This window comes from Marinobacter litoralis, assembly GCF_016427555.1.
GTDB classification, from domain to species: Bacteria; Pseudomonadota; Gammaproteobacteria; order Pseudomonadales; family Oleiphilaceae; genus Marinobacter; species Marinobacter litoralis_A.
Genome location: NZ_JAELVS010000008.1, coordinates 1 through 22,948, shown reverse-complemented (window position 1 = coordinate 22,948; position 22,948 = coordinate 1). Strand labels below are relative to the sequence as shown.

At 52.4% G+C, this 22,948-nt stretch carries 19 protein-coding genes and 1 riboswitch; of the genes, 14 read left to right on the top strand and 5 right to left on the bottom strand.

Features of this window, described 5'->3' with window-relative positions; genetic code table 11:
* The first annotated feature begins 155 nt into the window (after positions 1-155).
* From JAO79_RS15495 to JAO79_RS15435, 13 genes are all read left to right on the top strand, one after another.
* On the top strand, positions 156-887 hold the full coding sequence (locus JAO79_RS15495) for an OmpA family protein (protein WP_199008138.1): 732 nt from the start codon (positions 156-158) through the stop codon (positions 885-887).
* A complete protein-coding gene (locus JAO79_RS15490) occupies positions 884-2,842 on the top strand; it encodes a pilus assembly protein N-terminal domain-containing protein (protein WP_199008137.1) in 1,959 nt (652 codons plus the stop codon). Before JAO79_RS15495 ends, JAO79_RS15490 begins: the two co-directional genes overlap by 4 nt.
* Complete coding sequence (locus JAO79_RS15485; RefSeq protein WP_199008136.1) at positions 2,839-3,564, top strand: tetratricopeptide repeat protein; 726 nt, start codon at positions 2,839-2,841, stop codon at positions 3,562-3,564. Before JAO79_RS15490 ends, JAO79_RS15485 begins: the two co-directional genes overlap by 4 nt.
* Position 3,565: 1 nt before the next feature.
* Positions 3,566-4,846: a CpaF family protein gene (locus tag JAO79_RS15480; protein WP_199008135.1), complete on the top strand. Its 1,281-nt coding sequence runs from the start codon at positions 3,566-3,568 to the stop codon at positions 4,844-4,846.
* Positions 4,847-4,848: 2 nt separating this feature from the next.
* On the top strand, positions 4,849-5,727 hold the full coding sequence (locus JAO79_RS15475; RefSeq protein ID WP_199008134.1) for a type II secretion system F family protein: 879 nt from the start codon (positions 4,849-4,851) through the stop codon (positions 5,725-5,727).
* On the top strand, positions 5,721-6,542 hold the full coding sequence (locus JAO79_RS15470; RefSeq protein WP_199008133.1) for a type II secretion system F family protein: 822 nt from the start codon (positions 5,721-5,723) through the stop codon (positions 6,540-6,542). Before JAO79_RS15475 ends, JAO79_RS15470 begins: the two co-directional genes overlap by 7 nt.
* Before the next feature lie 75 nt (positions 6,543-6,617).
* Positions 6,618-7,715, top strand: coding sequence for a hypothetical protein (locus tag JAO79_RS15465; RefSeq protein ID WP_199008132.1), 1,098 nt, complete (start codon positions 6,618-6,620; stop codon positions 7,713-7,715).
* Positions 7,716-7,894: 179 nt separating this feature from the next.
* The gene (locus JAO79_RS15460; protein WP_199008131.1) at positions 7,895-12,265 is read left to right on the top strand and encodes an Ig-like domain-containing protein; all 4,371 of its coding nucleotides are present in this window, start codon (positions 7,895-7,897) and stop codon (positions 12,263-12,265) included.
* Between the two features lie 271 nt (positions 12,266-12,536).
* A complete protein-coding gene (locus JAO79_RS15455; RefSeq protein ID WP_199008130.1) occupies positions 12,537-13,796 on the top strand; it encodes a TolC family protein in 1,260 nt (419 codons plus the stop codon).
* Positions 13,797-14,223: 427 nt separating this feature from the next.
* A complete protein-coding gene (locus JAO79_RS15450; protein WP_199008129.1) occupies positions 14,224-15,645 on the top strand; it encodes an ABC transporter transmembrane domain-containing protein in 1,422 nt (473 codons plus the stop codon).
* Positions 15,575-15,868, top strand: coding sequence for an ATP-binding cassette domain-containing protein (locus JAO79_RS16475; RefSeq protein WP_199008128.1), 294 nt, complete (start codon positions 15,575-15,577; stop codon positions 15,866-15,868). Before JAO79_RS15450 ends, JAO79_RS16475 begins: the two co-directional genes overlap by 71 nt.
* A 20-nt stretch (positions 15,869-15,888) precedes the next feature.
* Entirely contained in the window at positions 15,889-17,043 is a 1,155-nt protein-coding gene (locus JAO79_RS15440; RefSeq protein ID WP_199008127.1) for an HlyD family efflux transporter periplasmic adaptor subunit, read from the top strand.
* Between the two features lie 203 nt (positions 17,044-17,246).
* Entirely contained in the window at positions 17,247-18,491 is a 1,245-nt protein-coding gene (locus JAO79_RS15435) for an HD domain-containing phosphohydrolase (protein ID WP_199008126.1), read from the top strand.
* Between the two features lie 168 nt (positions 18,492-18,659).
* Here JAO79_RS15435 and JAO79_RS15430 read toward each other — a convergent pair whose 3' ends face one another.
* The 4 genes from JAO79_RS15430 to JAO79_RS15415 all read right to left on the bottom strand — a co-directional run bounded on the left by JAO79_RS15430 (position 18,660) and on the right by JAO79_RS15415 (position 20,988).
* Positions 18,660-19,109 (bottom strand): DUF1499 domain-containing protein, encoded by a 450-nt coding sequence (locus JAO79_RS15430; protein ID WP_199008125.1) that lies wholly within the window; start codon positions 19,107-19,109, stop codon positions 18,660-18,662.
* Between the two features lie 197 nt (positions 19,110-19,306).
* Positions 19,307-20,035 (bottom strand): RNA polymerase sigma factor, encoded by a 729-nt coding sequence (locus JAO79_RS15425; RefSeq protein WP_199008124.1) that lies wholly within the window; start codon positions 20,033-20,035, stop codon positions 19,307-19,309.
* 8 nt (positions 20,036-20,043) lie between these two features.
* Positions 20,044-20,487: a plastocyanin/azurin family copper-binding protein gene (locus JAO79_RS15420; RefSeq protein WP_199008123.1), complete on the bottom strand. Its 444-nt coding sequence runs from the start codon at positions 20,485-20,487 to the stop codon at positions 20,044-20,046.
* A gap of 87 nt (positions 20,488-20,574) precedes the next feature.
* Positions 20,575-20,988 (bottom strand): hypothetical protein, encoded by a 414-nt coding sequence (locus JAO79_RS15415; RefSeq protein ID WP_199008122.1) that lies wholly within the window; start codon positions 20,986-20,988, stop codon positions 20,575-20,577.
* 110 nt (positions 20,989-21,098) lie between these two features.
* Positions 21,099-21,237: riboswitch (yybP-ykoY riboswitch) on the top strand.
* Between the two features lie 38 nt (positions 21,238-21,275).
* Here JAO79_RS15415 and JAO79_RS15410 point away from each other — a divergent pair.
* On the top strand, positions 21,276-21,833 hold the full coding sequence (locus tag JAO79_RS15410; RefSeq protein ID WP_199008121.1) for a manganese efflux pump MntP family protein: 558 nt from the start codon (positions 21,276-21,278) through the stop codon (positions 21,831-21,833).
* Positions 21,834-21,846: 13 nt separating this feature from the next.
* Here the strand turns inward: JAO79_RS15410 and JAO79_RS15405 are convergent, their stop codons facing one another.
* Positions 21,847-22,704: a DMT family transporter gene (locus JAO79_RS15405; RefSeq protein ID WP_199008196.1), complete on the bottom strand. Its 858-nt coding sequence runs from the start codon at positions 22,702-22,704 to the stop codon at positions 21,847-21,849.
* Positions 22,705-22,948 lie beyond the last annotated feature (244 nt).

The following is a 22,948-nucleotide window of genomic DNA, read 5'->3' as shown; positions in this document are numbered from 1 at the left end:
AAATTAGTTTTATCAAAATGCGAACGAGATTTTGCATTTTGCGAGACGGGAATTTGTTGTTTTTAAATTGTTGTATCTATTGATAAAAATAATCAACAAAGCTGGCATGGCATTCGCTCTATTGGATTAGATGCATAACAAATAGAGGTCATTCCATGAAAGCGGCCATCGGTTTACTCCTGTCTTCAGTCATTATCGCCGGTTGTGCAACCAACCGGGGTGAGTTAGATCATCCCGTGTTCGAAGCATCGGATGAGGCTAACGCCAAAGGGTTGGCCACGCGTTATTACATAGCGGCGGACATCGATCCTTCCGAACGAGAAACTTTGGACAGGCATCAGCGATATCAATTCTTTCAGCGTGGCTGCTCACTGGACTTTTACACCATCGGTGAGACGACACCCAAGCAGCGCCGGTGGCAGCTTCGCGAGAGCAGTCTTGAAAGCGGTCACTTGGGAACCTATCGCCGATTTGTCAGTGAATCGACGTTCGATCAAGGCATGTCTGACATTCCAGGACCTCTACAAGATGACCTGACGTGGTTTTCGAGAGAAATCATGCGTAGTCCTTTGATGCCATACGTGTTGGTTATCGGACACACGAATTCTGACGGTAGCCAAAGTTTTAACCAGGCACTTTCGGAAAGACGATCCGAATCAGTCCAAGCTGCGTTAGTCGCTCAAGGTTTCCCAGAAAACCGCATTCAACATTTCGGAGTTGGCGAAACCAGCCCTTTAATGGTTCTGGACAGCGTGCGGTCGCGGTACCTTAATCGCCGGGTCGAGTTGGTTACGTTTATTCCTACGGCCCCAAATAAGAGAGAACCCCCCTGTAAACCATCTTGGGATCTCTCGATATCAGGCACTGATGAGGAGTTGCAGCAATGAAAATCCTGAATGTGCTGGTTGCGGCTGGCTGCTTATTGTTTTGCCCAGCGGCAGCTCTGGCCAACCTTGAGTACCTTGAGACTTCGACCGGTAAGCATACATCCGAACAGAGGGAGTTGGTTCAATGGACCCACTCGCGGTTGGTATTTGACCGCGATATCAAACGCATTGCGGTGGGACAGGATTCCATTATTGAGGTTGAGGTACTCGGCGGACGGGAACTCTTAATGTTGGCCAAGAGTGTTGGGCGAACCACTTTGATGGTCTGGTACGAGGACGGCTCAAGCCAAACTCTGTTATTCGGTGTTAGTGAGGACATGTCTGTACTCAGGGCTGCGTTATCCGATATCCATGAAAATATTCGCGTTGACGTGGCTCCGGACCGTCCAGCATTGGTGTTGAGAGGCAGGGTGCCAAATGTTCAGTACAAACTGGCTGCCGAAGTAGCTGCCCGACACTATTTGGGTGCACAGAAGCCTGGCCGACCGAACAGCCGCGGTAACATTTCGGGCCCGCAGCTAACAGCGCGTTCGCCGCTAGACCTGCTTGCCACGGCGCAACAGTCATCGCCAGACGCGTTTCGGCTGAATGCAAACAGCGATCTCAGCCAAGCCCGGGTAGCCGTTATCAATTTGATTCAGGTGGATACGCTACCGCAAACGCTTGAGCGGAAAGTGATGGCAGCGGTAGCGCCGTTGGGAGGTGGTGATGTGCGTATTCGGCGGGTTGTACGCGGCGATGTCGCGGACGATCTGGCAGACACCTTCATTCTTGAGGGCGAAGTGCGAGACCAGGTGACTCTGACGAGGGTTCTCAATATCGTTTCGAGACTGATCGGTGGGCGTGGTGACTCAGAAAATTCCGTGGTACCAGTTACCAATGAGTCAGGCGGGCTGCTGGGTGCTCGCGGTGCAGCCAGTACTCAAAGCGGTGGATTTGGGTCGGGCTTTGACGGGGGATCTGGCGGTAAAAATGAAAATGGCATCCGAGTCAATGTGGCCCGCTCAAAATTGCTGTCGCTGGGCGGTGGTCGCCTGTTGTCAGTGATTGAGGTCCGAGACCTTCCCCAAATAAGAGTGTCGGTGCAGATCCACGAGATTAATCGATCCCGTATGAGAGAATGGCGTCCGGACCTTTCCTTGCTGACTGATGGATACGCTGACCAGGGGCTCTTCTCATTAGGCGGACTCTCTTTCATGCCTCCGCAGAGCTCAACGGTGGAAAACGCTCTACAGGTTTTGGGCGGGACCTTGACCAATAACCTTCAGATTGGTGGGGACGATCTGGTCTTTGATCTTCTGTTCTCCCTAATGGAGAAGGAAGGCATTTCCCGAACTCTGTCGCGCCCCACACTTATGGTTCTGGCTGGCGAATCAGCGGTCTTTAATGTGGGCGGGGAAGTTCCTGTGCCAACGGCGTTTGCACCAACAGGCCTGAAGAGTGGCGATGAAATTGGCACGAATACACCAGGTGTTTTCAGTGGTACCTCATTTAAGGCATTCGGCATCAATTTGAGTGTAAAAGCCATGGTTGATGAAGCGGACAACATCACGCTTGATCTCAATCCAACCATTTCAATGCCTGACACCACGCTGACCGCCGAGATTACTTCCAGCACCGGTGCCTCGCTTAACTCAACCGCTTTTAACACGCGCAGCATCCGCACCAGCGCCCGCCTCAAAGACGGTCAGCCGCTGGTGCTCGGTGGTTTAGTTTACCAGACCCAGTCCGGCCAGAACGATTTCACGCCAGGCGTCAGAGACGTGCCGATGCTGGGGAAACTGGCTGAGGCCACATCCGAGAACGAGCAGAGCCGAGAGATTGTCATTGTTGTTACACCAAATCTAGTTCGGACACCGGACGAACATGTTCACCTTTGGGCCTTCCCCTCAACTGCCGATATGGCGGGCCACCTCCTTTCGCTGACCCAGACCGATAAATGGGGTACACGATGATCAATTTCAAATTTACATTACTGTTGACGTTTTTTCTTACAGGTTGCGCTTCTCAACAGGCTTTCATTTCTGAAGTTGAAGACCCGGAACAGGAAGTCACCAGGCTAGTTGAGCTTGAGCTCGCGAACATTAAAGCGGGCGAGTATTGCCGCAAAGACCCCCAGTCGCCGTTCAACGGGTGCGAGGGTGTTTTACAAAGACTGACCCAGCTGTACACCCTTTTTCCTGACTATGAACGGCTGCAGCTCGCGCTTGCAGTTTCTTACCACGCAAGGCAAAAAAATCGCGAAGCCCAGTACTATCTGGACCTCCTGCTCAAGCAAAGTCGCCCCAGGCCTGAAGCCGCGATACTGGCGGCTCAGCTGGCCATGGAAGAGGGCAACACGCGCCGAGCACAGGCTCTACTGGAAGCTCAGAAACGTATGAATCCAATGCACCCGGGAATTCACGAAACGCTGGCAGCGGTCTTCTATCTTAATCATCAAACGGCACAGGGCTTTTCCGCTTTGTCTGCCGCCGAGCAACTCGGCGCGCCCGCTTGGCGCGTCGCCTATCATCGAGGATTGCTTCATGAGTTAGCTAAAAACGAATCGGCCGCCTGCGAGCAATACGCCAGAGCGTATACAATCAACAGACGTTTTGGCTTGCCTGAAGGCCGGATTCTAGGGCTGACGCACAACCCGACGTGCCTTGAGCTTGCTAAATTCCTGGGAGGCATTTGAGATGGAGCGACTGGATGAGAAACAAGCGCCCGTTCTTGCCAAAGCCAGGCAACATATTCACAAACGTTTGATTACGTCTTTGGATTCCGATCCTTTGGACGTTCAGAACGCAAGTGAGGTGACGGCAAGAGTACAGGCATTGATCAGTGTGGTATCGAATCAGGTTGGACTCAGGCTGACCGAAGATGAGCGAGAAGCCCTCGCCAATGGGGTAGTCAGCGAGGTGTCCGGAATGGGCCCACTGCAGCCTCTCATGGATGACCCCACGATTACCGATATCTTGGTCAATGGGCCATCAAGCGTTTGGGTCGACAGAGATGGTCGGCTTGAACAGTCCACCGTTCAGTTTGACGACGAGGGACACCTGAGGCGATTTGTTGACCGTTTTGTCGGCAGCCACGGCAAACACCTCGACTCATCTAACCCGGCCGTCGACGCAAGGTTGCCCGATGGGAGTCGTTTGCATGCCATTATTCCTCCTCTTAGCCCGGTGGGCACCGTTGTAAGTATCCGGCGCTTCAGGCAATCCCATGCCAGCCTTAATGATCTGGTCGCCAATGGGATGCTATCCGAAGCCATGTCAGAGACTCTTAGATTGGCTGTCCGAAGCCGGATGAATATTGTTTTCGCAGGCGGTGCCGGGGCTGGAAAAACCACCTTGTTGAATGCGGTATCGGAATTTATTCCTGACTCTGAACGGATTGTGACGATTGAAGATTCTGCTGAACTAGCGCTTCGTCACCATCACGTCATATCGCTTGAGGGTCGACAAGAGAACAGCGAAGGGAAAGGTAAGCATGACCTTCGTTCTTTGCTAAAGCACGCCCTCAGAATGAGAGCGGACCGGATCATCGTCGGTGAAGTTCGGGGAGAAGAGGTTTTCGACATGCTTCAGGCCATGAACATTGGTCATGATGGGAGTCTTTCGACCATTCATGCCAACAATCCAGAGCAGGCGCTGAAACGCATGGAAACGCTGGCCTTACTATCCGAAACCCAGGCTCCGCGGCAGGCAATCAGAGACATGGTAGATGCGGCCGTTGGCATGATCGTCCATGTAGGTCGAGACGCCTCAGGATCGCGAAGAGTACTGAGTATGGTAGAGCTGTTAGCTGGTGAGAGTGATCGGCAATTAAACGAACTGTTCAGGTGGGAGCGCACGCGACAGGGCAGTGCTGCGTTTTCGTGTTTGAGGAGACCGTGGTTTGCTGACAACGTCTTGTGCGAAGGCCTACCGGTTACTGAGCGTCTTCTTGATTTGTGGCAAGGCCTGGAGGACTGACAATGTTGGAGTGGGCGGGAGTTGGACTGGCGGTTGTGGTTTTGGTGGCTTCTGCGCTGCGCTTTGCTCAGCTTGTTTTTAGGAACGAGGCTGTGAGTTCTGATGGCGCGTTACGGGCACTGATAGAAGACAAAGACTCCACGTTGACACGCTATCTAAGAATACTGGGCGTCCGATTGGAACCTTTTGTTTTTGCGGCTGGCTTGTGTCTGGTCGCGGTAACCATCAGCTTGCTGTTTTTAACCCTGTTTGAAGAAGAAGTCGGGTTCAGTATTGCAGCGGGTTTAACCTTTTTCCCGCTCGCATTCTACGGCCTGAAAGATCTGGTGGCGTGGCGAGCTCAAGAATTTGAATGGCAACTGATTGACGCGTTGGACCTGTCCGCATCACTGTCTGCTAGCGGCGTGACTGCGCTTAAGGCTATTGAAGCAGGCTCTCAGGGCTCATCTCCGCAAGTTAAGGCCGAAATCAGTAACCTGGTTTTGAGGCTCAAACTTGGTGATTCAATAGAAGGTGCGACGGCACGGCTCTTGGATCGATATCGTTCCGAGGGTGTTCGTCTTTTCGTGAATTTGCTTCGTTCCCGTTGGCACGGCGGGGCTGATTTCGACGCCTTGCTAAGGGCTCTGGCGAGAGTTCTGCGAGAACGAAAGACCTTTTTTGTGCAGGCTCGAGGACAACTTTCCGGAGCCAAGTACGCACTCATCTTCGCAGCCGTCTTTCCGTACCTGTTAATCCCATTCTTCCAAAGTCAGGAGCCGGAGTGGCTGGCTCCCATCACAACACACCCCGTTGGGCCGATCATTCTTTATCTCGCCATATTTCTGCAAGTGTTTGGTTTATTGTGGACGCGCGCGATATTAAGGAGCAAGTCATGGTGAGTTCTGTTGGTATCGATATTTTTCTTGCTCTGGTCTGTGCCATCGCACTAATTGGCGTGTTTGTTTTGAGCCGATCCGAATTGCGGCCGGAACTGGACCTTGAGCAGGAGCAACCTGTTAAGTACTTGTTTTATCCGGGAAGGCTAATGCGCCAAGCAGGGTTTGTGCCAACCGACTTCGTTTGGATTTACTGGCCAGTCAAGATCTTTCTTTTCGCGGGCTCTGCGCTCGTTTTTACGGAAATATCCGCTGATTTGCCCGGTTGGGTAATGGCCGTAAGTCTGCTTGTGACGCTGTTCTCCACCGATTTGTTTCTTTTGCAGCGTAGAAAACTCCGAAAACTGCGCGTTCAAGCGAATCTCAGTTTTTTTGTTGATCTGGTCAACGCGTATCTCAGCTCCGGTATTTCACTGTTTCGATCGGTGCAGCAGGCGGGTGAACACGGATTTGAACCAAGCCATCCTCTCGCTGTTGAACTCAAACTGATTGCCATGGAAATTCAATCCGGCGAGTCTTTTCAGCGTGCGATGGGCCGCCTCTACGAGCGGACGGGGGTGCGCCAGTTACAGGGACTTTCGGCATCCTTTGAAGTAGGACATGCTGCAGGTGCTTCAATGTCGCAAAACCTGTCCCGTCAAGCCGAAGCGTTTCGGGAACAACAGGAAGAGATGAACCGAAAGCTCATTAGTCAAAAAAGTATCACTTTACTGTTTGCTTTGATCCTAGTCGGGCTTCCAATGTTCGGTGTGATTGTGCTTTTTCCTGCCGCGGTCAAACTCGCTGAGATATTCGAACTGTTGGACTATATAATATAACGCTATAAAGGGCTGGTTATCATGCTGCATCGAAGGACGTGTCGCTCCAGTAAACTCCGGGGCCAGGGTGGTTTTGTGATTACCCTCGAACTCATCATCATTATCTCCATTTTAGGATTTGGCACGCTTGTTGGCATCGTCATGATCCGTGATGCGCTGGTGAAGCATTATGTGTCTAAACAGTCCTCAGAAACTTTGGTAGCCGACGCCGCTGGCCGAGTTCTCGGGGAAGCGGTCGATTACGATGAACATGACGCACCAAGAATATTTCTGGTTGATCGCTCTAAGGAAACCGCGTTTCGTACTTTAATTAGCATACGTGATGATCGATTCACCTCCCGTGAGGCCGTTTATTACAGTGGTAGTAACTGCACCGGTGTACCCTGCATCAAAACCACTAGCGACGAGTTGACCAGCAGTAGAGGAACGGATGACCTGTCAGGAACCGGTAACGTCAGCTACTTTAACGCCCTGCAGGGCGGGCCCAATTACGCAGTAGGCCGTGGCGACCAAGGGTTGCCCGGTAATCTGTTTCGGGAATCAGAGTTCATGTGCCCAGCTGAACCCAGCCAGATTCAATCGCGTTGGATGTCTCAGAAAGTTGTCTCCGGGGAGCCCTGTGAAAGCACTCAACTTGATGATGAAGTAAAAACACCGCCTTTCACTGGGTGTTTGATAGATGCCCCATTGGCCGCTTGTGACTGCCCGGCGTCGACACAAGAGCAAGGCAATATTCTTTCCCTTTATACTGTGGAAATCGAAGCCTTGCTCGATTCAATCGTCTTAACCCTGAACACTGCGTTGTTTATCACTGGCCAACAGATTCCTGCTGTTAACGTCGGAAAAATTTGCTGTCCGATTGGCAGTAACCTGAACGAAGATGAAGTCGTGAATGGTGTTGTCTACATCGTTCTGGAAGAGCTCGTCTCGCAACTGGATCTTGCCGCGTTCCCAGCCGCACAGCAAAACATCAACGCGACCTTGGCCCCTCTGGCCGGAGACATATCCTGTTCCAGCCCCCTTATTCTCAAGGCAGCTGATTCGGTGTCTGACCCAAATAATCCAGAGGACAATATACTCGGAACTTTTTCGGGACCGTTCTGGGTAAATCTGCCGAGCACAGCGTCGGATGATTGGTATTCTGTTCCTCCAACTGAGGGGGAGGGCTGGTAAAGGCCTTTCGACTCGCAGATTGCGACGATTCTTATTTTTGGCGAAGCAAAATGCAAATAGCACTAAATGGCCTCCGAATACATCTCTACATCATTGTTTTTTTTAAGGATAATAAATAATTACCGGTTTGGCCCAGAAGCTGCTTATATAAAAGAAATCAAGCTTCAGGAGCCTCTCCAATGCCCATCAAATTTTCAACATCTTTAACCGGCAATGCTGAAGCAGCATCCGTGCAGACCGCGGTCGGCGGATCTATCGATCTTTCAAACACGCCTAAGGTCATCCTCCACACAACCCCCGAGTCGCTGACAGGCCCAATCCGGGAAGGCAGTGACCTCCTATTGCAGGTTGATGGTGAAATCCTGAGGCTTGAGAATTTCTACGCGGTCGAGTCAGTAGAGGTTCAATTCTACAATCCCGAAACGGGTGCATTGATGGACCTGATGGCTTATCCGGCTCAATCTTCAGGATTTGTCCCGATTGACCTGGTTCCCCTGGCCTCCACGGACATTTCAGCTGCTGCTGTGGCAGGCTCTGCGTCTGCTACGGGGGCACTTGGAAGTGGGGTAGGCTTTTTAGGCGCCGCAGCAGCAATCGGCGGCATCGTTTTTGCGTCTAATTCAGACGCTTCGACTGCGTCAACGGTTGGATCGGATTCAAGCGATGCTGAGGAAATTTCCGACTCTAATTCGGGTAGCGAAGCGCCTTCTGATGAGCAACCGGACTCGGGATTAAACGAGGCCGAAGGAACCGCACCTCGTGCCCCCTCTAAAGCGCCGGTGATTGATCCCGAGGCTGACAGTGGTGTTATCGGTGATAACATCACATCGGATACAACCCCGCCGTTTAACAGTGAAGGCGGCACGGCGGGAGACACCGTTACTTTTTACGATGCCTCCGGCAATGTCTTGGGCTCGGGCACCGTTGCCGAGGATGGCTCCTGGTCGGTGACGCCAGATTCCAATTTACCCGAAGGCACCACAGAGCTCACCGTCACCTACACCGACGAAGCAGGCAACGAGAGCGCTGCATCGGCACCGTTAACTGTAACCGTGGACAGCACCGTGCCCGACGCTCCAACCTCTGAACCGGTCCTTGATTCGGTCTCAGATACCGGAACATCCGGAGATGGCATTACCTCCAATACCACACCGACCCTAACGGCTACCGATGGAACTCCTGGTGATAAGGTTACGCTAACCGATGGCGCTGGCAATGTGTTGGGTTCCGCTACGGTTGCAGAAGACGGTTCTTGGTCCGTCACGCCGGACTCCAATTTGCCTGAAAGCACCACAGAGCTCAGCGTCACCTATACCGACGAGGCGGGTAACGAGAGCATTGCTTCGGCACCGTTGACCGTAATAGTAGATAGCACCGCACCCGACGCTCCGGCTTCTGCGCCCGGTCTTGATTCAGCGTCGGATACCGGAGCGCAAGGCGATGGCAATACTTCAAATACGACTCCCACACTTACGGGGTCCGGTGGCGCACCCGGTGATGAAGTCACGCTATACGATACCTTTGGCAATGTGTTGGGGTCCGCCACGATTTCAGAAGACGGTTCCTGGTCAGTCACGCCAGACTCCAATTTGCCCGAAGGCACCGTAGAGCTTGCCGTCACCTATACCGATGCGGCGGGTAATGAGAGTGCAGCCTCTGCACCAATACCCCTTACATTGGACAGCAGTGCACCAATTGCACCTTCGCTTGCCATTCAAACTGACACAGGTATCAGTTCAACGGATGGCGCGACCAATGAGGGCCTGGTAACGGTGTCAGGTATTGAATCTGGCGCGACCTGGGAATACAGCACGGATGGCGGTGCCACTTGGTCCCCAGGAACGGGTGCCAAATTCTTGTTGCCCGACGGAGATTATCCGGCAGGAACGGTTCAAGCCAGGCAAACGAATGCGGCGGGGAATACCGGTGCCAGTGGGGAGACCGATCAGCTTTGGAGGATCGGAGGCATCTTCGTTGAGAACCAACAAGCGTCTGTGCTTGAGGATAACCTCAGCGGTGGAACCACTCAAACCTCTGGCACTGTTGATCTGGGCGACCTCGACGGCGATCCGACCAGCGTAACCTTAGTCGCTCCAGACCAGGAGTTTTTGTCTGAGGGCGAATCGGTTAACTGGGAGGGGACAGGCACGAATGAGCTGATAGGCAGCAATACCAAAGGCGAAGTTATTCGAATCACCATCGATGACACAGGGAACTACACGGTAACGCTGACCCAGCCGCTTGATCACCCGGTTGCCAATGTGGCTGATGATGTGGAACTGGCTGCCGGCATTACCGTTTCTGATGGCCAGTCACAAGCAGAGGGTACTCTGACGGTTTCGATTCTGGATGACGTCCCCGTGGTTGAGTCGAACTCTCTGTACATTGACGTAACCCCGTTACCCACCACGACTACTGGCAACGTCCTTGGGGCCACTGGCTCATTCGGCGAGGACGGTGGCGCCGTGGAAGCTGTCAGTCTGGGAGGGCTGACCTGGCAGTACGATGCCGATACAAACACAGTTGCTGCACCAACGGGAGTTTCACAGAGTGTTGAAAGTTACTCCTTTGATGCATCCACCAATGAGCTTGAGGCACTCGCCTGGACTGGTGAAACCGTGAACGTCAATTTACTGACTGGTGATTTCGAGTATACGGCAACGGGGAATTCCCGAATTTCAGCGGAGCCGAACAACGCACCAACCGCTTCCACAGCCAGCGGTGTGAGCCCCGGACTGCTCGGTGGCGAGGTTGTCGGTTTGATCGACCTGAGCGCTGATCAGGCAGCCTCGGTAGATGATGCAGATAACAACCTAGTACCCGTCACCTACATTTATGAGACAACAGGCGTTACGACCGGGCTCGCTTTCTCGGCGTCCCAGCCTCTTGCGAGTGAGCTGGGCGTGTCCGTTGTTACCACTTCCAACACCGGCTTTCTGAGCAGTGACGCTTCGATCACCTTCACGGCGCCAAATGGGGGTGAGTTGGATCTTTTGAAGATCAATGAAGTCCTCGGAACTGTGACTTTTGATCCCGGCCTGCTTTCATTGGGTTTGTCATCGACAGTCACGCTGACAGCAATAGATGCTGACGGTGCCAGCGGCAGCGTGTCGAATACCGGGTTGCTTGATGCCAGCTTACTCAATCTTGAGTTAGTCGACACCAGTCCTGCTTCAACCATTCAGGAGGGTGGGTCTGATGACGATACCCTGACGGGAGACCAGCAGGAATCACTGGATGATCGTCTTTATGGTCATGCGGGCAACGATGTGCTGCAGGGTGGGGCCGGCTCTGACATTCTACGGGGTGGGCTGGGCCTGGATACCCTCGAAGGCGGCGAGGGCAATGATACGGTCATTGGAGGGCAGGGCAATGATTCCTTGAGCGGCGGCGCCGGAACTGACGTGTTCCGCTGGGAGGAGGGCGATGCAGCAACACCGGGAGCGCCGTCTGAGGATACAGTCATTGATTACACCGACCTGTCCCTCGCCAATGGCGGCGACATGATCGATCTTGCAGATTTACTCCAGGGCGCGGGTGCAATTGGCAGCAGTGTAGGCAATCTGACCAATTACCTCCACTTTGAGTTTACCGGAACTGATACGGTTCTTAGCATCAGTTCAACCGGTCATTATGCCGGCGGCTATCAGCCCGCCCAAACGGATCAGGAGATTACCTTTGCGGGCGTGAATCTCGTCGACTCGGCCCTTTCTGATGCGGACGTTATCCAGTCGTTACTGGCCAGTGGTCAGCTCGTGGTTGATCAGGCAGATAAGAACACGGTTTTAAATGGTGGTTTCACAGATCTTCAGATCAAAGTAGCCGATGGTGATGGGGATTCCGAAACCGTGAATATTCGATTTGACCAATCCAATACTCCGGCACAAACGACCGACGGCAATTCCGCGCCAGACGTTCAGCAAGGCGAAGGTGCCCTTTTGGGTCTTGTCGGCGTCTCAGCGCTTAACCTTGTCGATTTTTCGGCACAGGGCTTAAATGCCTCCGACCGGGACAACAACCTGCAAACAGTCACCGTTGCCTATGAGCTGATTGCCACCATCGACACCGCGAGCCTGGGATCGGTTCCGAGCCTGAAGTATTCCTCTGATTTGGCTGACGAACTGGGTCTGCAGGTGAGTGTCATAAACGATCCGGGAGTGGTAGGCCTGGTAGAGCCGAGCTCTGTGTTGACCATTACCTCTGCCGACGGCGGTACGCTTGATAATTTTGAGGTTAATGAGCTGCTGGCAACGGTGACCTTCGAGCAGGACCTCTCGCTATTGGACTCCGTCGCACAAGCTGAAGTACTGAACTCAACCACCATCACCGCGGTGGACGATTTGGATGCCGGCGCAACGTCATCCGTGATGGAGCTTGCCGGCGCGAATCTATTGAGCCCACCAGAAGGCTTACAGGAGGGTGACGGAGGCGATAATGTTCTTGAAGGTGGTACTCAAGAGACCGTTGAAGCGGATGGAGCCGTCTTCAACGTCTATGACTTCGGTGTAGCCACCGTTCTGGTTGATGAGGGAACAAACGTCATCATTTAAACATTCGCTCACTCACATCGCTGAACCTTGGCGAGATCGTTTGGCGACTGCCCTGCAGTCGCTTTTTATTTTGCAAAATGCAAGTGCCCCCTTTCCCATTTTGCAAAACTCACCAAAAAAAACCATAGATCGCTGTTTTCAATGGCGTATTTTAAAGTGCAAAAGATGGCACAAGTTTCGCGTTGTCCTGGTTACTAATGAAACAGTTTCCATAAGAAACATGGATTGATGGCCGTTGAATGAATCGCCGCCATCATCTCAGGGGCCAGGTATGAAGCGGATTTTTATCAGTTGCGTGTGCGGTGGCTTATTGGCCACAAGTAGTAGTGTTTCGGCTTTTGAGCAGCTCGAAGTAAATGAGTTGGTGGAGAAAACGCTGAGGCAATCACCCCGCCTTCAGGCAGTGCAATCCAGGTTGCGACAGCAAAACGTTGAAGTAGACATCGCCCGTGACGGTCGCTGGCCGACCTTGAATGGCTACGTTGAGCAGGCCTCAGCATCTGAATCCCGGCAACAGTTTCGAGTTTCGCAGAAAGTGTACGACTGGGGTACGACCTCAGGAAAAATCGAACTGGCCAAAATTGAAGCCAGTCTGATCGAGCTGGAGTACCTGCATGTTCAAGAAGAGGAGGCTAAGGAACTCATTGAGTTAATTCTTGATTGGTCATCATCCGGCAATCGGAAGGAAGTCCTTCAAGCACACTTGCAACGCCTGCGGGAAATTGAGCGCCTGACCGCTCTCAGGGTTGGCAACGTCATAGATCGAGGCGAGCTAAGCCGGGTGTCGGCGGCCATTGCCGGCGCCCAGATTGAATTAACACTTGCTGAAAGTGCCATTGGGGAGGCGTCAGATCAGGTACAGGAACGCATCGGACAGCCGGTAAACCTTAACCATCTTCGTGACCTTCCTGGTTTTGACCAATGGTTTGTTGATGGCTTGAGCATGGCCAGCCTTTCCCCGTTAATGCCACTGGCTCCACCGGTTCAAGACGCCGAACTAGGCATTGCAAAAGCGGAACCAGAGAAGACGCTGGCAACCTCGGAGTGGCGCCCCACGCTCTCAGTGGATGCGATTGCTGAGCGAACCGAAGACCGATTTGGCTCCAACACTGACCAGCGCATTGCACTTCGGATTGAAACTCCTATTTTCCAGGGCCTGGCTGCTTTCCGACGGCCCAAAGCAGCCGAACATGCGTTGACCACCGCAATCAGACAGCGCGACCGCGAACTTTCGAATGTCCGCCGCACAGTGCAACGCCTCACCAACTCCATTCGCCTGCAGACTAACCGGAGGCCTCTTATCGACCGACAGGTGCAAGCATCACGGGCAACCATGGAACTCTACACCCAACAGTTTCGGATCGGGCGGCGGGATATGTCTGATCTTATTGGCGCCGAAGGGGAGCGGCTGAACGCCGAGCTTTCAGCAATCGATCTTAAATATGAACAACAGAGGTTAACCCTCAGGCTGTCATCAGTACTTGGGCTGCTGACGGCGAAACTGTCTGGAACAAACGGGGGACGATCATGAACAATCAAAATGTCTTGCCTGAAGATCGGATACTACCCCTCGTTGCCCAGTTTTGTGCGCTACACGGTCGAGTCCTGTCCCAACGCAAATTGGGGCTGAATGACGACGTTTCGCTGAACGCCGGTGATCGAATTATCCGCGCACTAACAAGCCACGGATTTGAAGTTTCGTCGGACACATTAGAGTTAGAGTTAGAGTCGCTGCAGGCAGAACGTGGACCCTGGTTTGTCAGGCGAAAAGACGGTCGGTGGGAGTTATTGACCAAAGTGGTTAAAGGTGGCGCAGTGCTGCGCGATGTCGCGGGTACTGACCGGATCATCTCAATACAACAGCTTGTGTCTCTGGGAGCTGTAACAGTCATTATTGGTCGGCCCCGATTCAGAACTCAGGCAAGAGTTGGCGACTTTGCAAAAAATAGTGAGGGTCATTGGTTCTGGCACCCCTTATCGAAGCAATGGCGGGTCTTTCGCGACGGGGAATAGCGGCCGTTGTCGCTAACTGTCTTGCAGCTGCGGTCGCGCTGTTCGCCATGCAGGTTTACGATCGGGTAGTCCCTACAGGCGCACTGGATACCTTATGGGTTCTTGCCATTGGGGCCGCGTTGGCGATTATTCTGGAATGGACAATACGCGTCGCGCGGGTCGGTCTTCTTGAGTCTGCGGGGCAGCGTTTAGATCGGCAAATTGGACGTTCTCTGTTTGCCCGAGCGCTCAGCATCCGAATGGCCAACCTGTCTCCGTCGCCGGGTACCCTGGTCACTCAACTGAGAGAGTTTGAGTCGGTTCGCGAGTTTTTCACATCTGCAACCACGGCCGTGCTGAACGATCTGCCATTCGTTTGCTTCTTTGTTGCTGTCATTGCCTTCATTGGTGGGGGGCTGGCGCTTGTGCCTGTGGCAGCAATGATCCTACTGATTCTTCCCGTACTGATTCTGCAGCCCTACATGTCGAAGCTTGCGGGTGAGAGCCTGCGGGAAAGCGCCCACAAAAATGGCCTTTTGTGGGAGTCCTTCTCAGGCATTGAAAATGTGAAGTCCTCCGGTGCGGAACGCTGGTTAGAAAGCCTTTGGTCGGATCTGCATGAACAACTCTCCGATACTGCGTTCAAGGTTCGCAGGTTAAGCCAGTGGCTGGCTCTATGGACCGCCGCTGTACAGCAGTTCGCTTATGTTGGGGTCATCGTTGTTGGGGTCTATCAAATCTATGCAGGGAATCTGTCTGTGGGTGGGCTCGTTGCCTGCAGCATTCTTGTTTCCAGGGTTATCGCGCCCTTATCACAGACCAGTGGTCTTCTGGCTCGCTGGCAACATGTCAAATCAGCTCTGGCCAGCCTGGACAATCTGATGGCATCGCCCGTGGAGCGGCCAGAAGACAGGCAGTTCATAGAAACACCTGATTTGTCAGGTGCGATTTCCGCAGAGAAGGTGTCCTGGGCGCCATCCTCAGATCAGTCACCTATCGTGAAAGTTGAAAAGCTTGCGGTGAAAACCGGTGAAAATATTGCTTTACTGGGTGCAAGTGGGTCGGGTAAATCGACCTTGATTAAACTCCTTTCGGGTTTGCTCAGCCCATCCGAGGGGTTGATTCATGTCGACAACATGAACCTGCACCATGTTGATCCGATCGATCGATGTGACCAGATCGGTTACCTGCCACAGACTGTTGCTCTATTCCACGGAACGCTCCGAGACAATCTCAACCCAAGCCAGAAGCCGTTATCGGATGGCGAACTTCTTAAACTCTGCGAATCCATCAGCCTGGGGCCATTCATTCAAAGCCGTGCCATGGGGCTGGGGTGTTTTCGGCGGCCAACGGCAGCTTATTGGTATCGCACGAATTTTTGTAAGTGATCCCAAGATCGTTCTGATGGACGAGCCAACGGCCGCTCTCGATCAGGAAACGGAAAAACGGGTGATTTCCGTTCTAAAACGCTGGAGTACCGAAAAAACCTTGATTATTTCAACCCATAAAAGAGCCCTCTTAGAACTGGCTGATCGGCTGTTGGTGCTGAAAGAGGGACAGTTAGTCATGGATACACCCGCTCATCAGGTTGCCAGGCCCAAAGCTGCCTAATCACACGGAGAAACAAAGTCATGGCGCTGTTGAATATCACAATTGATCGAGAAATGCGGGCGGCGCGACTGCTCCTTTGGTGTTGTGTTTTGACCGTGGTTACCTTCATCGGTTGGGCCTGGTGGGCCACATTAGACGACGTAACTAGGGGAGAGGGTCGAGTGGTGCCGTCCGGGCGCCTGCAGTCAATTCAGAGCCTTGACGGCGGCTTATTGTCACACCTGCTGGTATCCGAAGGTGATGAAGTTGCCGTGGGGCAAACGCTGATGGTGCTGGATGAAACCCGATATCTTGCCGCCTACCGGGAAACAGAAGAGCAGATACATGTGCTCATTGCAGCTATCGCTCGTCTTGAGGCCGAAGTGTCCGGTGCTCAAACGATCAGCTTCCCCGATCAGTATTCATTGACTACTTCGCTTATGGAAACCGAGCAAGAGTTGTTTTTTGCTCGTCAGGGGCGATTGAAGGAAATGCTCAATTCGTTCGCAGAAAAAAAAGCGCTGGCTGTAAAGCAGCTCAAGCTTTTGACTCCGCTGCGGCAGTCTCAGGCGGTCAGTGAAATCGAACTGATACAGGTCCAGAGAGACATAGCAGCCCTGCAAGGAGAAATGCTGGGCGTATCAAGATCCTACTCGGAAGATGCCTATGGCGAGCTGGTTCAGAAAAAGGGTGAACTGAGCCGGTTACTCCAAGTCGCAGCGCAGCGTTCCGACCAGTTGCAGCGAACCCGTGTGACCTCTCCCGTGCGGGGCAAAGTCAATACCATCAATGTGACAACCGCAGGTGCCGTGATCGGGCAGGGCGAACTGATCATGGACATCATGCCGTTGGACGACACGCTTTTAGTGGAAACGCGAATCAAGCCCAGAGATGTTGCCTTTCTGGCGCCAGGAATGCCGGCAACCATCAAACTGACGGCTTACGATTTTTCCGTTTACGGCAGTGTGGAAGGAAAGGTGATTAAGATAAGTGCTGATTCGATCCAGGAAGAAACCATCAGGGGGAAGGAGTCGTTCTATCGAGTTCTTGTCAGTCTCGACCGGGAGTTCCTCGGAACGGTCCGTCAAGGATTGCCAATTAAACCAGGCATGATGGCTGAAGTGGATATTAAGACCGGTGAACGCAGCATTATATCGTACCTGTTAAACCCTATCATCAAGGCCCGTTTGATATGAACCAAGCCGACCGTTTTACTGCTTTATGCATTCCACCGTGCCTAACTTGTAACAATAATGCTTTGCATAACGCAAAACGTCCGAGGCGTATACATTTTTTATTGTCAAAAGTAAGCTTACTGGCTTGAAATAAAAGAACTTTCAATTGCTGGCACGATTTTGGACAGGGATTATTAGAGTATCGACGATTGGGGGATGTATTTATGAAGAACCACTTATGCATTATTTCTTCAGACAGCAGTCTCATAAATCTTATTTCCAAGGCCTTTAAGCCCATCGGCATAGAGATTGACCCGGTATCACCGAGTATTTTTATTGACGGCGAGCTAGAACGAGCGGCGATAGTCACGCTTGTTGATTTGGAGTCCTTCGATCATTTGCCGCACCAAGTGTGGGAAAGATTACGGAAGTCACTAGACCATACCTTCTACGTTTCTCTCCTGGCAAGAGCCCATAATACGGTCCACCGAAAATGGTTTGGAAATCCGGTAAAAACGTTGAGTAAGCCACTGACCGGTGCCCAGCTGCGCTGGCTAGCCTGTCAATGTGTTGAGCGCTTAAGAAGTCAAAATATGCGTTCAACTCGAACGCCTCAGCTCTGCCTCAGCAAGCCTACGGATGCCGTAACCCTTCAGGCCATTCTTAAGCACCAGCATCCGGAGAAGGCCGCCAATCAGGAAAGGGTAGTGAGCTTGGTTGATTTCATCAGCGAACGTTGTAAGATTGATCCGTCCATCGGGCAAGCCATTTCAATTTCGTCACGCTTTTATGATCTCGGTGTTTTGCTTGAGATATCTGAGGGCGGCTCCCAACTGAGACTTGTCCAAAAACGACGGAGAGCGTTCCACTCTGCCGCCCTTGCAAAGCTAACTGGGGCATCGAATAACGTTTTAAGAATTCTGCGCAACCTTGATGAAAATTGGGATGGGTCGGGCTCGCCGCATGGCAAAAAGGGAAAAGAGATCCCTATTGGTGCACGAATACTGAGAATCGCAATCGATTTTGTCAGACTTCAGTACGATAACGAGCAGGGGCTGTTTCTGAGCACGAATGAATGTGCTGCGTGGTTGCGTGATGCCGCCGGACATTTCTACGACCCTGAGCTGGTGAATCGCTTTGTAGATCACTTAATGGCAGGAAAAACGGAGCCACCAACAAATGCATTTTGGATTCTTGGAGCAAGAAATCTGCGATCCGGTATGACGCTGTCGGAAGATTTATATGGCCGCGCCGGATTAATGCTTCTATCCAAAGGCAAGGTTCTTAACCAAAATCTTGTGTCTCGTCTTATCGACTATGAAGAAAGATTTTGTATGAGGGATGGCTTATTCGCCGGCATTTTCGAATCGCAAAGAGAGGATATCAACAATAAGTTCACACAGATCCGGGGTATTCCGTCGCAGTCAGCGGTCGCAACGGAACGAATTTCTGCATCCGGTAACAAATGAGGTTGAGTTTGTATTGTCTGATGACTCATAAGGTTTCGACTTCCTTTAAATGTCCAATACACCTAAATATTGGACATTCCTGGAGCGCCCGTCTGGAGGCGCGTTACAGCGTATAAAGAATCTCTGTTTGGTCAGCATTTTCCGCCGTGCTTTTGCAAACACTGGCCGCTATTTAACCGCCACGCCTCGCTCTATGAGCTGACTTCGTAGCATTTCAACCCTGCGCCGATTCACGCCCATGTCATAGAATCCAAGCAGCGATTGCGACCTGACATTCAAGCGCTGCTTGTCTGCATCAACGAGTACTTCGAGATAATCCGGAAAATGGAAGAATTCGCTGTAGCAGGTTATATCCGCATAACCGAATCGTGCTTCGTTCAGCGACGCGCCAGGCAGCGCCAAAGCTTCTGCTTTGATGACTTCCCAGGACGACGGGTTCAAGGGTTGCGCCAAATGAATGGGTTCGATTGCGTATCGATCGACCGTGGACGAACTCGACACGCAGTTCATGAACGGCGGACAATCATCCAGAGTAAATGCGGTTCCGGTTGGCGGCACGTTACCGGTTGATGTGCATCCGGCGAGCAAAAGAACTAACAAAACCGAAAAGTAGCGCATGGGTGCAAAGGTTCCTTTTGGCTGTGTGTTGGCTGGTTGATCCGGAAAGTGCCATAAGGTGACGATTTGCCACCACTGACTTCTGAATATACATCGTTATGGCTTACGCACAATTGCGCATAATGTATATTATGTTAAATTAAGTATTAGCGTAAATAAACGGTGTCCGTGATTTTCGCGCAGCTCCGTCGTTCTTATCACTCGGATCGTGTTGTCCGGAAAACATCGGCGAGCAGCTCAACCACAGAATCCGCCATATGAGCGCAACGAGCGCCGTCAAATGAATACACGTTTTCAAACCCTCCCTGTATATGCGACTCCAACAACCTTTTCAGATGTCGCCTGGCACGGAAAAGGCGCGTTTTTACCGTCATAACGGTAAGACCAAGATCCGCTGCAATGTCGGCTATCGCCATGCCTTCTGCTTCCCTGAGAACAAACACAATCCGAAGATTGCTTGGCAACTCAGAGACGGCTGATTCCACCCACTCTCGAAACTGCGTAACTCCATGCTCACTTTCCGGCGATCGCTGTGACGCACTCGGAAACGCTATCACAGACGCTGTCTGGTGAAGTTGCTCCGAAACCGAATCATATTCCTGAGTTGGATGGCGTTTGCGCAATCTCATTTTGGCTGCGTTCAACGCAATTTTGGTGATCCACGTCGAGAGTTTGGAATCACCGCGAAACTCTTCAATTCGGGTAAAAGCAACTAGATAGGTTTCCTGGACGATTTCCTCGGCTTCGGCACTGTTATCCAAAATACCCCGAGCGATACGAAACAGACGAGGATTCAGTCTTCGAATAATCTCTCGTACGGCGACTTCTTCTCCCCGCTGGGCAAGTTTGACGAGCTCTTCTTCAGAAGTTTGCGGGTCTACGCTGGTATTAGGTGATAAAGACTCAGCAGGGCTTTTCATAAGCATGCCTTTTGTCATCTTGCATTGAAGATATCGCGGACTGAAGGGAATTGCGCGCTGACTTCTCCCCTCACTCCCCCCGCACCCAACGCGGAATCATCCCAGTCACCTAATGCTGGTGAGCCAACGATAATTCGTCCAACCATAGCCGCCATCTCATGCGGTACACAGTAATAGTCATACACGCCAGGAGCGGTCAGAGTTAGGCTAAACGTCTGGCCAGGAAGTAAATAGCCGCTATCAAATGGTTTAGCTGCCTTTGGAATCCGTCGAACACGATCAAGAATTTCAGGGTGATAGGCAGTAACCGTGTGGGAATTACCCGAATCCCGATTAATGAAAACAACGGTTGTGCCCGGCTCTATTGCAACACCTTTCGGCTCAAACCAAACTCTTTCACCCCGTGGTGTGCCTTTCATGGTGATAACGACATCGTTATCACCATGAACCTCGTTCACTACACAGCTTAAAAGTAGGAGCGAGCCCGACAACCTCAGCAATCTGCGCCTTGAACAGTTCATAGTATGATCCGCCAGTTGCAGTGCCTATTTCGCCAAACGGTCTTTGGCCCCCTTGTCGTGGAAGAGCACAACGTGCGCGTGTGGGCTTTCGACTCCCGGATGCCCACCGTTGTAGTAGATATCGACAGCCGTTACCTCATGAGATCCAACCGCCAAGTCGTCGTAAGCAACGCCGTTTTTCAGCTCCTCAAGAGGTGTCATATAAACCGTAGCAGACAGCTTCCCATCACGGTCGTAGCTTAAGAATGGGCCGGCGGGCAAGGTATCCGGATAAACGAAGAGAGTCCCAAGGCCCGGCAGAAATTCAGGCAGCGGTAACACATCGCTCACCTGCACGTACGGTTCTTCCGGAGGCATTTGCGCAAGTTTGCTTTCATCATGAGCCAGCACGCCCGCCGCCAGGCTCATGCCCAACAAACCGATCAGTAACGTTTTCATAGCCATTCCCCTTTCGCGATTAATCAATGTGGCAATTAAACAGATGCAGTTCCAAGGGAAAGGTTTCAGAATTTTTATCGATTGATATCGGAATAACACATTGGTAGATTACTCTCCTCTTTGGGGAGTAGCCTGCTTCCGTTCCTCGGAAGAGTTCGCATCAACATACTTGGCCACATGCCATGGTGCGGACACCACTTCGGTTGGCGAGACCATCGATATACCCATGCCTTTGGTCGGGCGTGTGGCTATATCGTGGACTCAACAAGCCCGGCCGGAGTGAAGTAATGAATCCAGTAGCCCTTCTGTTACTCGCATTTGCCATGTCCACCGATGCCTTTGCCGCTGCTATTGGTAAAGGAGCGACCCTCAGAAATCCGCGATTCTTTGACGCCCTGCGCATGGGTCTGATTTTTGGAACTATCGAAGCAATCACGCCACTTATAGGCTGGCTGATTGGTCGCACTGCCTCCAGTTATGTTGAAGCTTGGGCCCATTGGATTGCGTTCTTCTTGCTCGTGGGTTTAGGCGCTCACATGATTTATGAAGGCCTGAAGCCAGGTTCTGAAGACCTCGAAAAACCCACCAGCCACTCTCCATTAAAAGTGTGCCTGACCGCAGTTGGCACCAGTATTGATGCCTTGGCTGTGGGTGTTGGCCTTGCGTTCATCAACGTAAACATCTGGCTTGCGGCCGGCTTGATCGGTGCAGCGACCACTCTGATGGTGACCATGGGTGTTCTGCTGGGACGGACCATCGGTTCCCTGCTCGGCCATTGGGCTGAAGTCTTTGGCGGCCTCACGCTCGCAGGCGTGGGTGCGTGGATATTGGCTACGAATTTATAGCTCGGTTGTGTGATTAGTTGTTTTTCTTAATAACGACCAGCGCCACGCCCAAAACCGCTAGCAGGCCTCCGCATAGTGCGAGCCCCCCCAGTCGCTCATCGAACAGAAAATAGGCCTGCAAGGCGGTAACCGGTGGCACGAGATAAAACAAACTCGCAACGTTGGACGCAGCGCCACGGCGAATCAATTGCATCAGAAGAAGAATGGCGCCCACGGATAAGCCCAGGACCAGCCAGCCTGTTGCCAGTATGAGCTGCAGGTTCCACGACACCTCGCGCGATTCGAACGCGAAAGCGCCCAATGCAAAAAGGGCCGATGCCGCGCAGTACTGAATAAAGGCACCCGGCACCAAATCGACGCCCTGGCAAAAACGCTTTTGATACACCGTACCGAACGAAATGCCTGCAAGGGCGATCAAAGCCCAAAGCAATGCCCAGACTGGAAAGCCTGAAACCTGGCTCGTCTCCCCCATTTTCTCCAAAACAACCAAACTGACGCCGATCAGTCCCAGCACCAACCCTGACCACTGACGAAGGGTGATGGCTTCCCGCAGGACAACAACGGCCACTGCCGCAGTCACCAAAGGTTGCAGGCCGACAATAATGGAAACAACACCCGCAGGCATACCATCGTCAATCGCATAGAACACGCCGCCCAGATACAGCCCATGTACCAGCAAACCAGTAATCGCTGTGTGTGCCATGCCGCTTACTGATGGCCATCTTGGTTTTAGCCACCACGCAATCAGGCCCAGCACGACCAAAGTGGAGAGCATTCGGTATAACAACAATGTGAAAGGTTCGGCGTACGGTAGCCCGTACTTTGCGCCGATAAAGCCGGTGCTCCACAACCACACGAAAACCGCCGGCATCAAACCAACCGTGAAACGCCCAGTACCTTTAAGTGGTTTATTGCCTGAACGGCCGGTAAAAGTGGTCAATCCAAGTCTCCTGATCAAAGCTGTTTGAGTGTCCCGGGGAATGTGGCGGTATGGTTAACTAATGCCTTTGTCAGTTAATGGCCGGAGTGTATCCGCAATAAACGCAACTTGGTACAGGAGGTCATTAGATAGCTCAGCATCGGGGGGGGGGGGGGGGGGGGGGGGGGGGGGGGGG

Excerpts from the sequence above, each read along its gene's own strand:
- JAO79_RS15435 (WP_199008126.1), top strand. The coding sequence starts at position 17,247 with ATGAAGAACCACTTATGCATTATTTCTTCAGACAGCAGTCTCATAAAT.
- JAO79_RS15470 (WP_199008133.1), top strand. The coding sequence starts at position 5,721 with ATGGTGAGTTCTGTTGGTATCGATATTTTTCTTGCTCTGGTCTGTGCC.
- JAO79_RS15410 (WP_199008121.1), top strand. The coding sequence starts at position 21,276 with ATGAATCCAGTAGCCCTTCTGTTACTCGCATTTGCCATGTCCACCGAT.
- JAO79_RS15415 (WP_199008122.1), bottom strand. The coding sequence starts at position 20,988 with ATGAAAACGTTACTGATCGGTTTGTTGGGCATGAGCCTGGCGGCGGGC.
- JAO79_RS15460 (WP_199008131.1), top strand. The coding sequence starts at position 7,895 with ATGCCCATCAAATTTTCAACATCTTTAACCGGCAATGCTGAAGCAGCA.
- JAO79_RS15490 (WP_199008137.1), top strand. The coding sequence starts at position 884 with ATGAAAATCCTGAATGTGCTGGTTGCGGCTGGCTGCTTATTGTTTTGC.
- JAO79_RS15475 (WP_199008134.1), top strand. The coding sequence starts at position 4,849 with ATGTTGGAGTGGGCGGGAGTTGGACTGGCGGTTGTGGTTTTGGTGGCT.
- JAO79_RS15480 (WP_199008135.1), top strand. The coding sequence starts at position 3,566 with ATGGAGCGACTGGATGAGAAACAAGCGCCCGTTCTTGCCAAAGCCAGG.
- JAO79_RS15455 (WP_199008130.1), top strand. The coding sequence starts at position 12,537 with ATGAAGCGGATTTTTATCAGTTGCGTGTGCGGTGGCTTATTGGCCACA.
- JAO79_RS15430 (WP_199008125.1), bottom strand. The coding sequence starts at position 19,109 with ATGCGCTACTTTTCGGTTTTGTTAGTTCTTTTGCTCGCCGGATGCACA.
- JAO79_RS15495 (WP_199008138.1), top strand. The coding sequence starts at position 156 with ATGAAAGCGGCCATCGGTTTACTCCTGTCTTCAGTCATTATCGCCGGT.
- JAO79_RS15440 (WP_199008127.1), top strand. The coding sequence starts at position 15,889 with ATGGCGCTGTTGAATATCACAATTGATCGAGAAATGCGGGCGGCGCGA.
- JAO79_RS15425 (WP_199008124.1), bottom strand. The coding sequence starts at position 20,035 with ATGCTTATGAAAAGCCCTGCTGAGTCTTTATCACCTAATACCAGCGTA.
- JAO79_RS15485 (WP_199008136.1), top strand. The coding sequence starts at position 2,839 with ATGATCAATTTCAAATTTACATTACTGTTGACGTTTTTTCTTACAGGT.
- JAO79_RS15405 (WP_199008196.1), bottom strand. The coding sequence starts at position 22,704 with ATGCCGGCGGTTTTCGTGTGGTTGTGGAGCACCGGCTTTATCGGCGCA.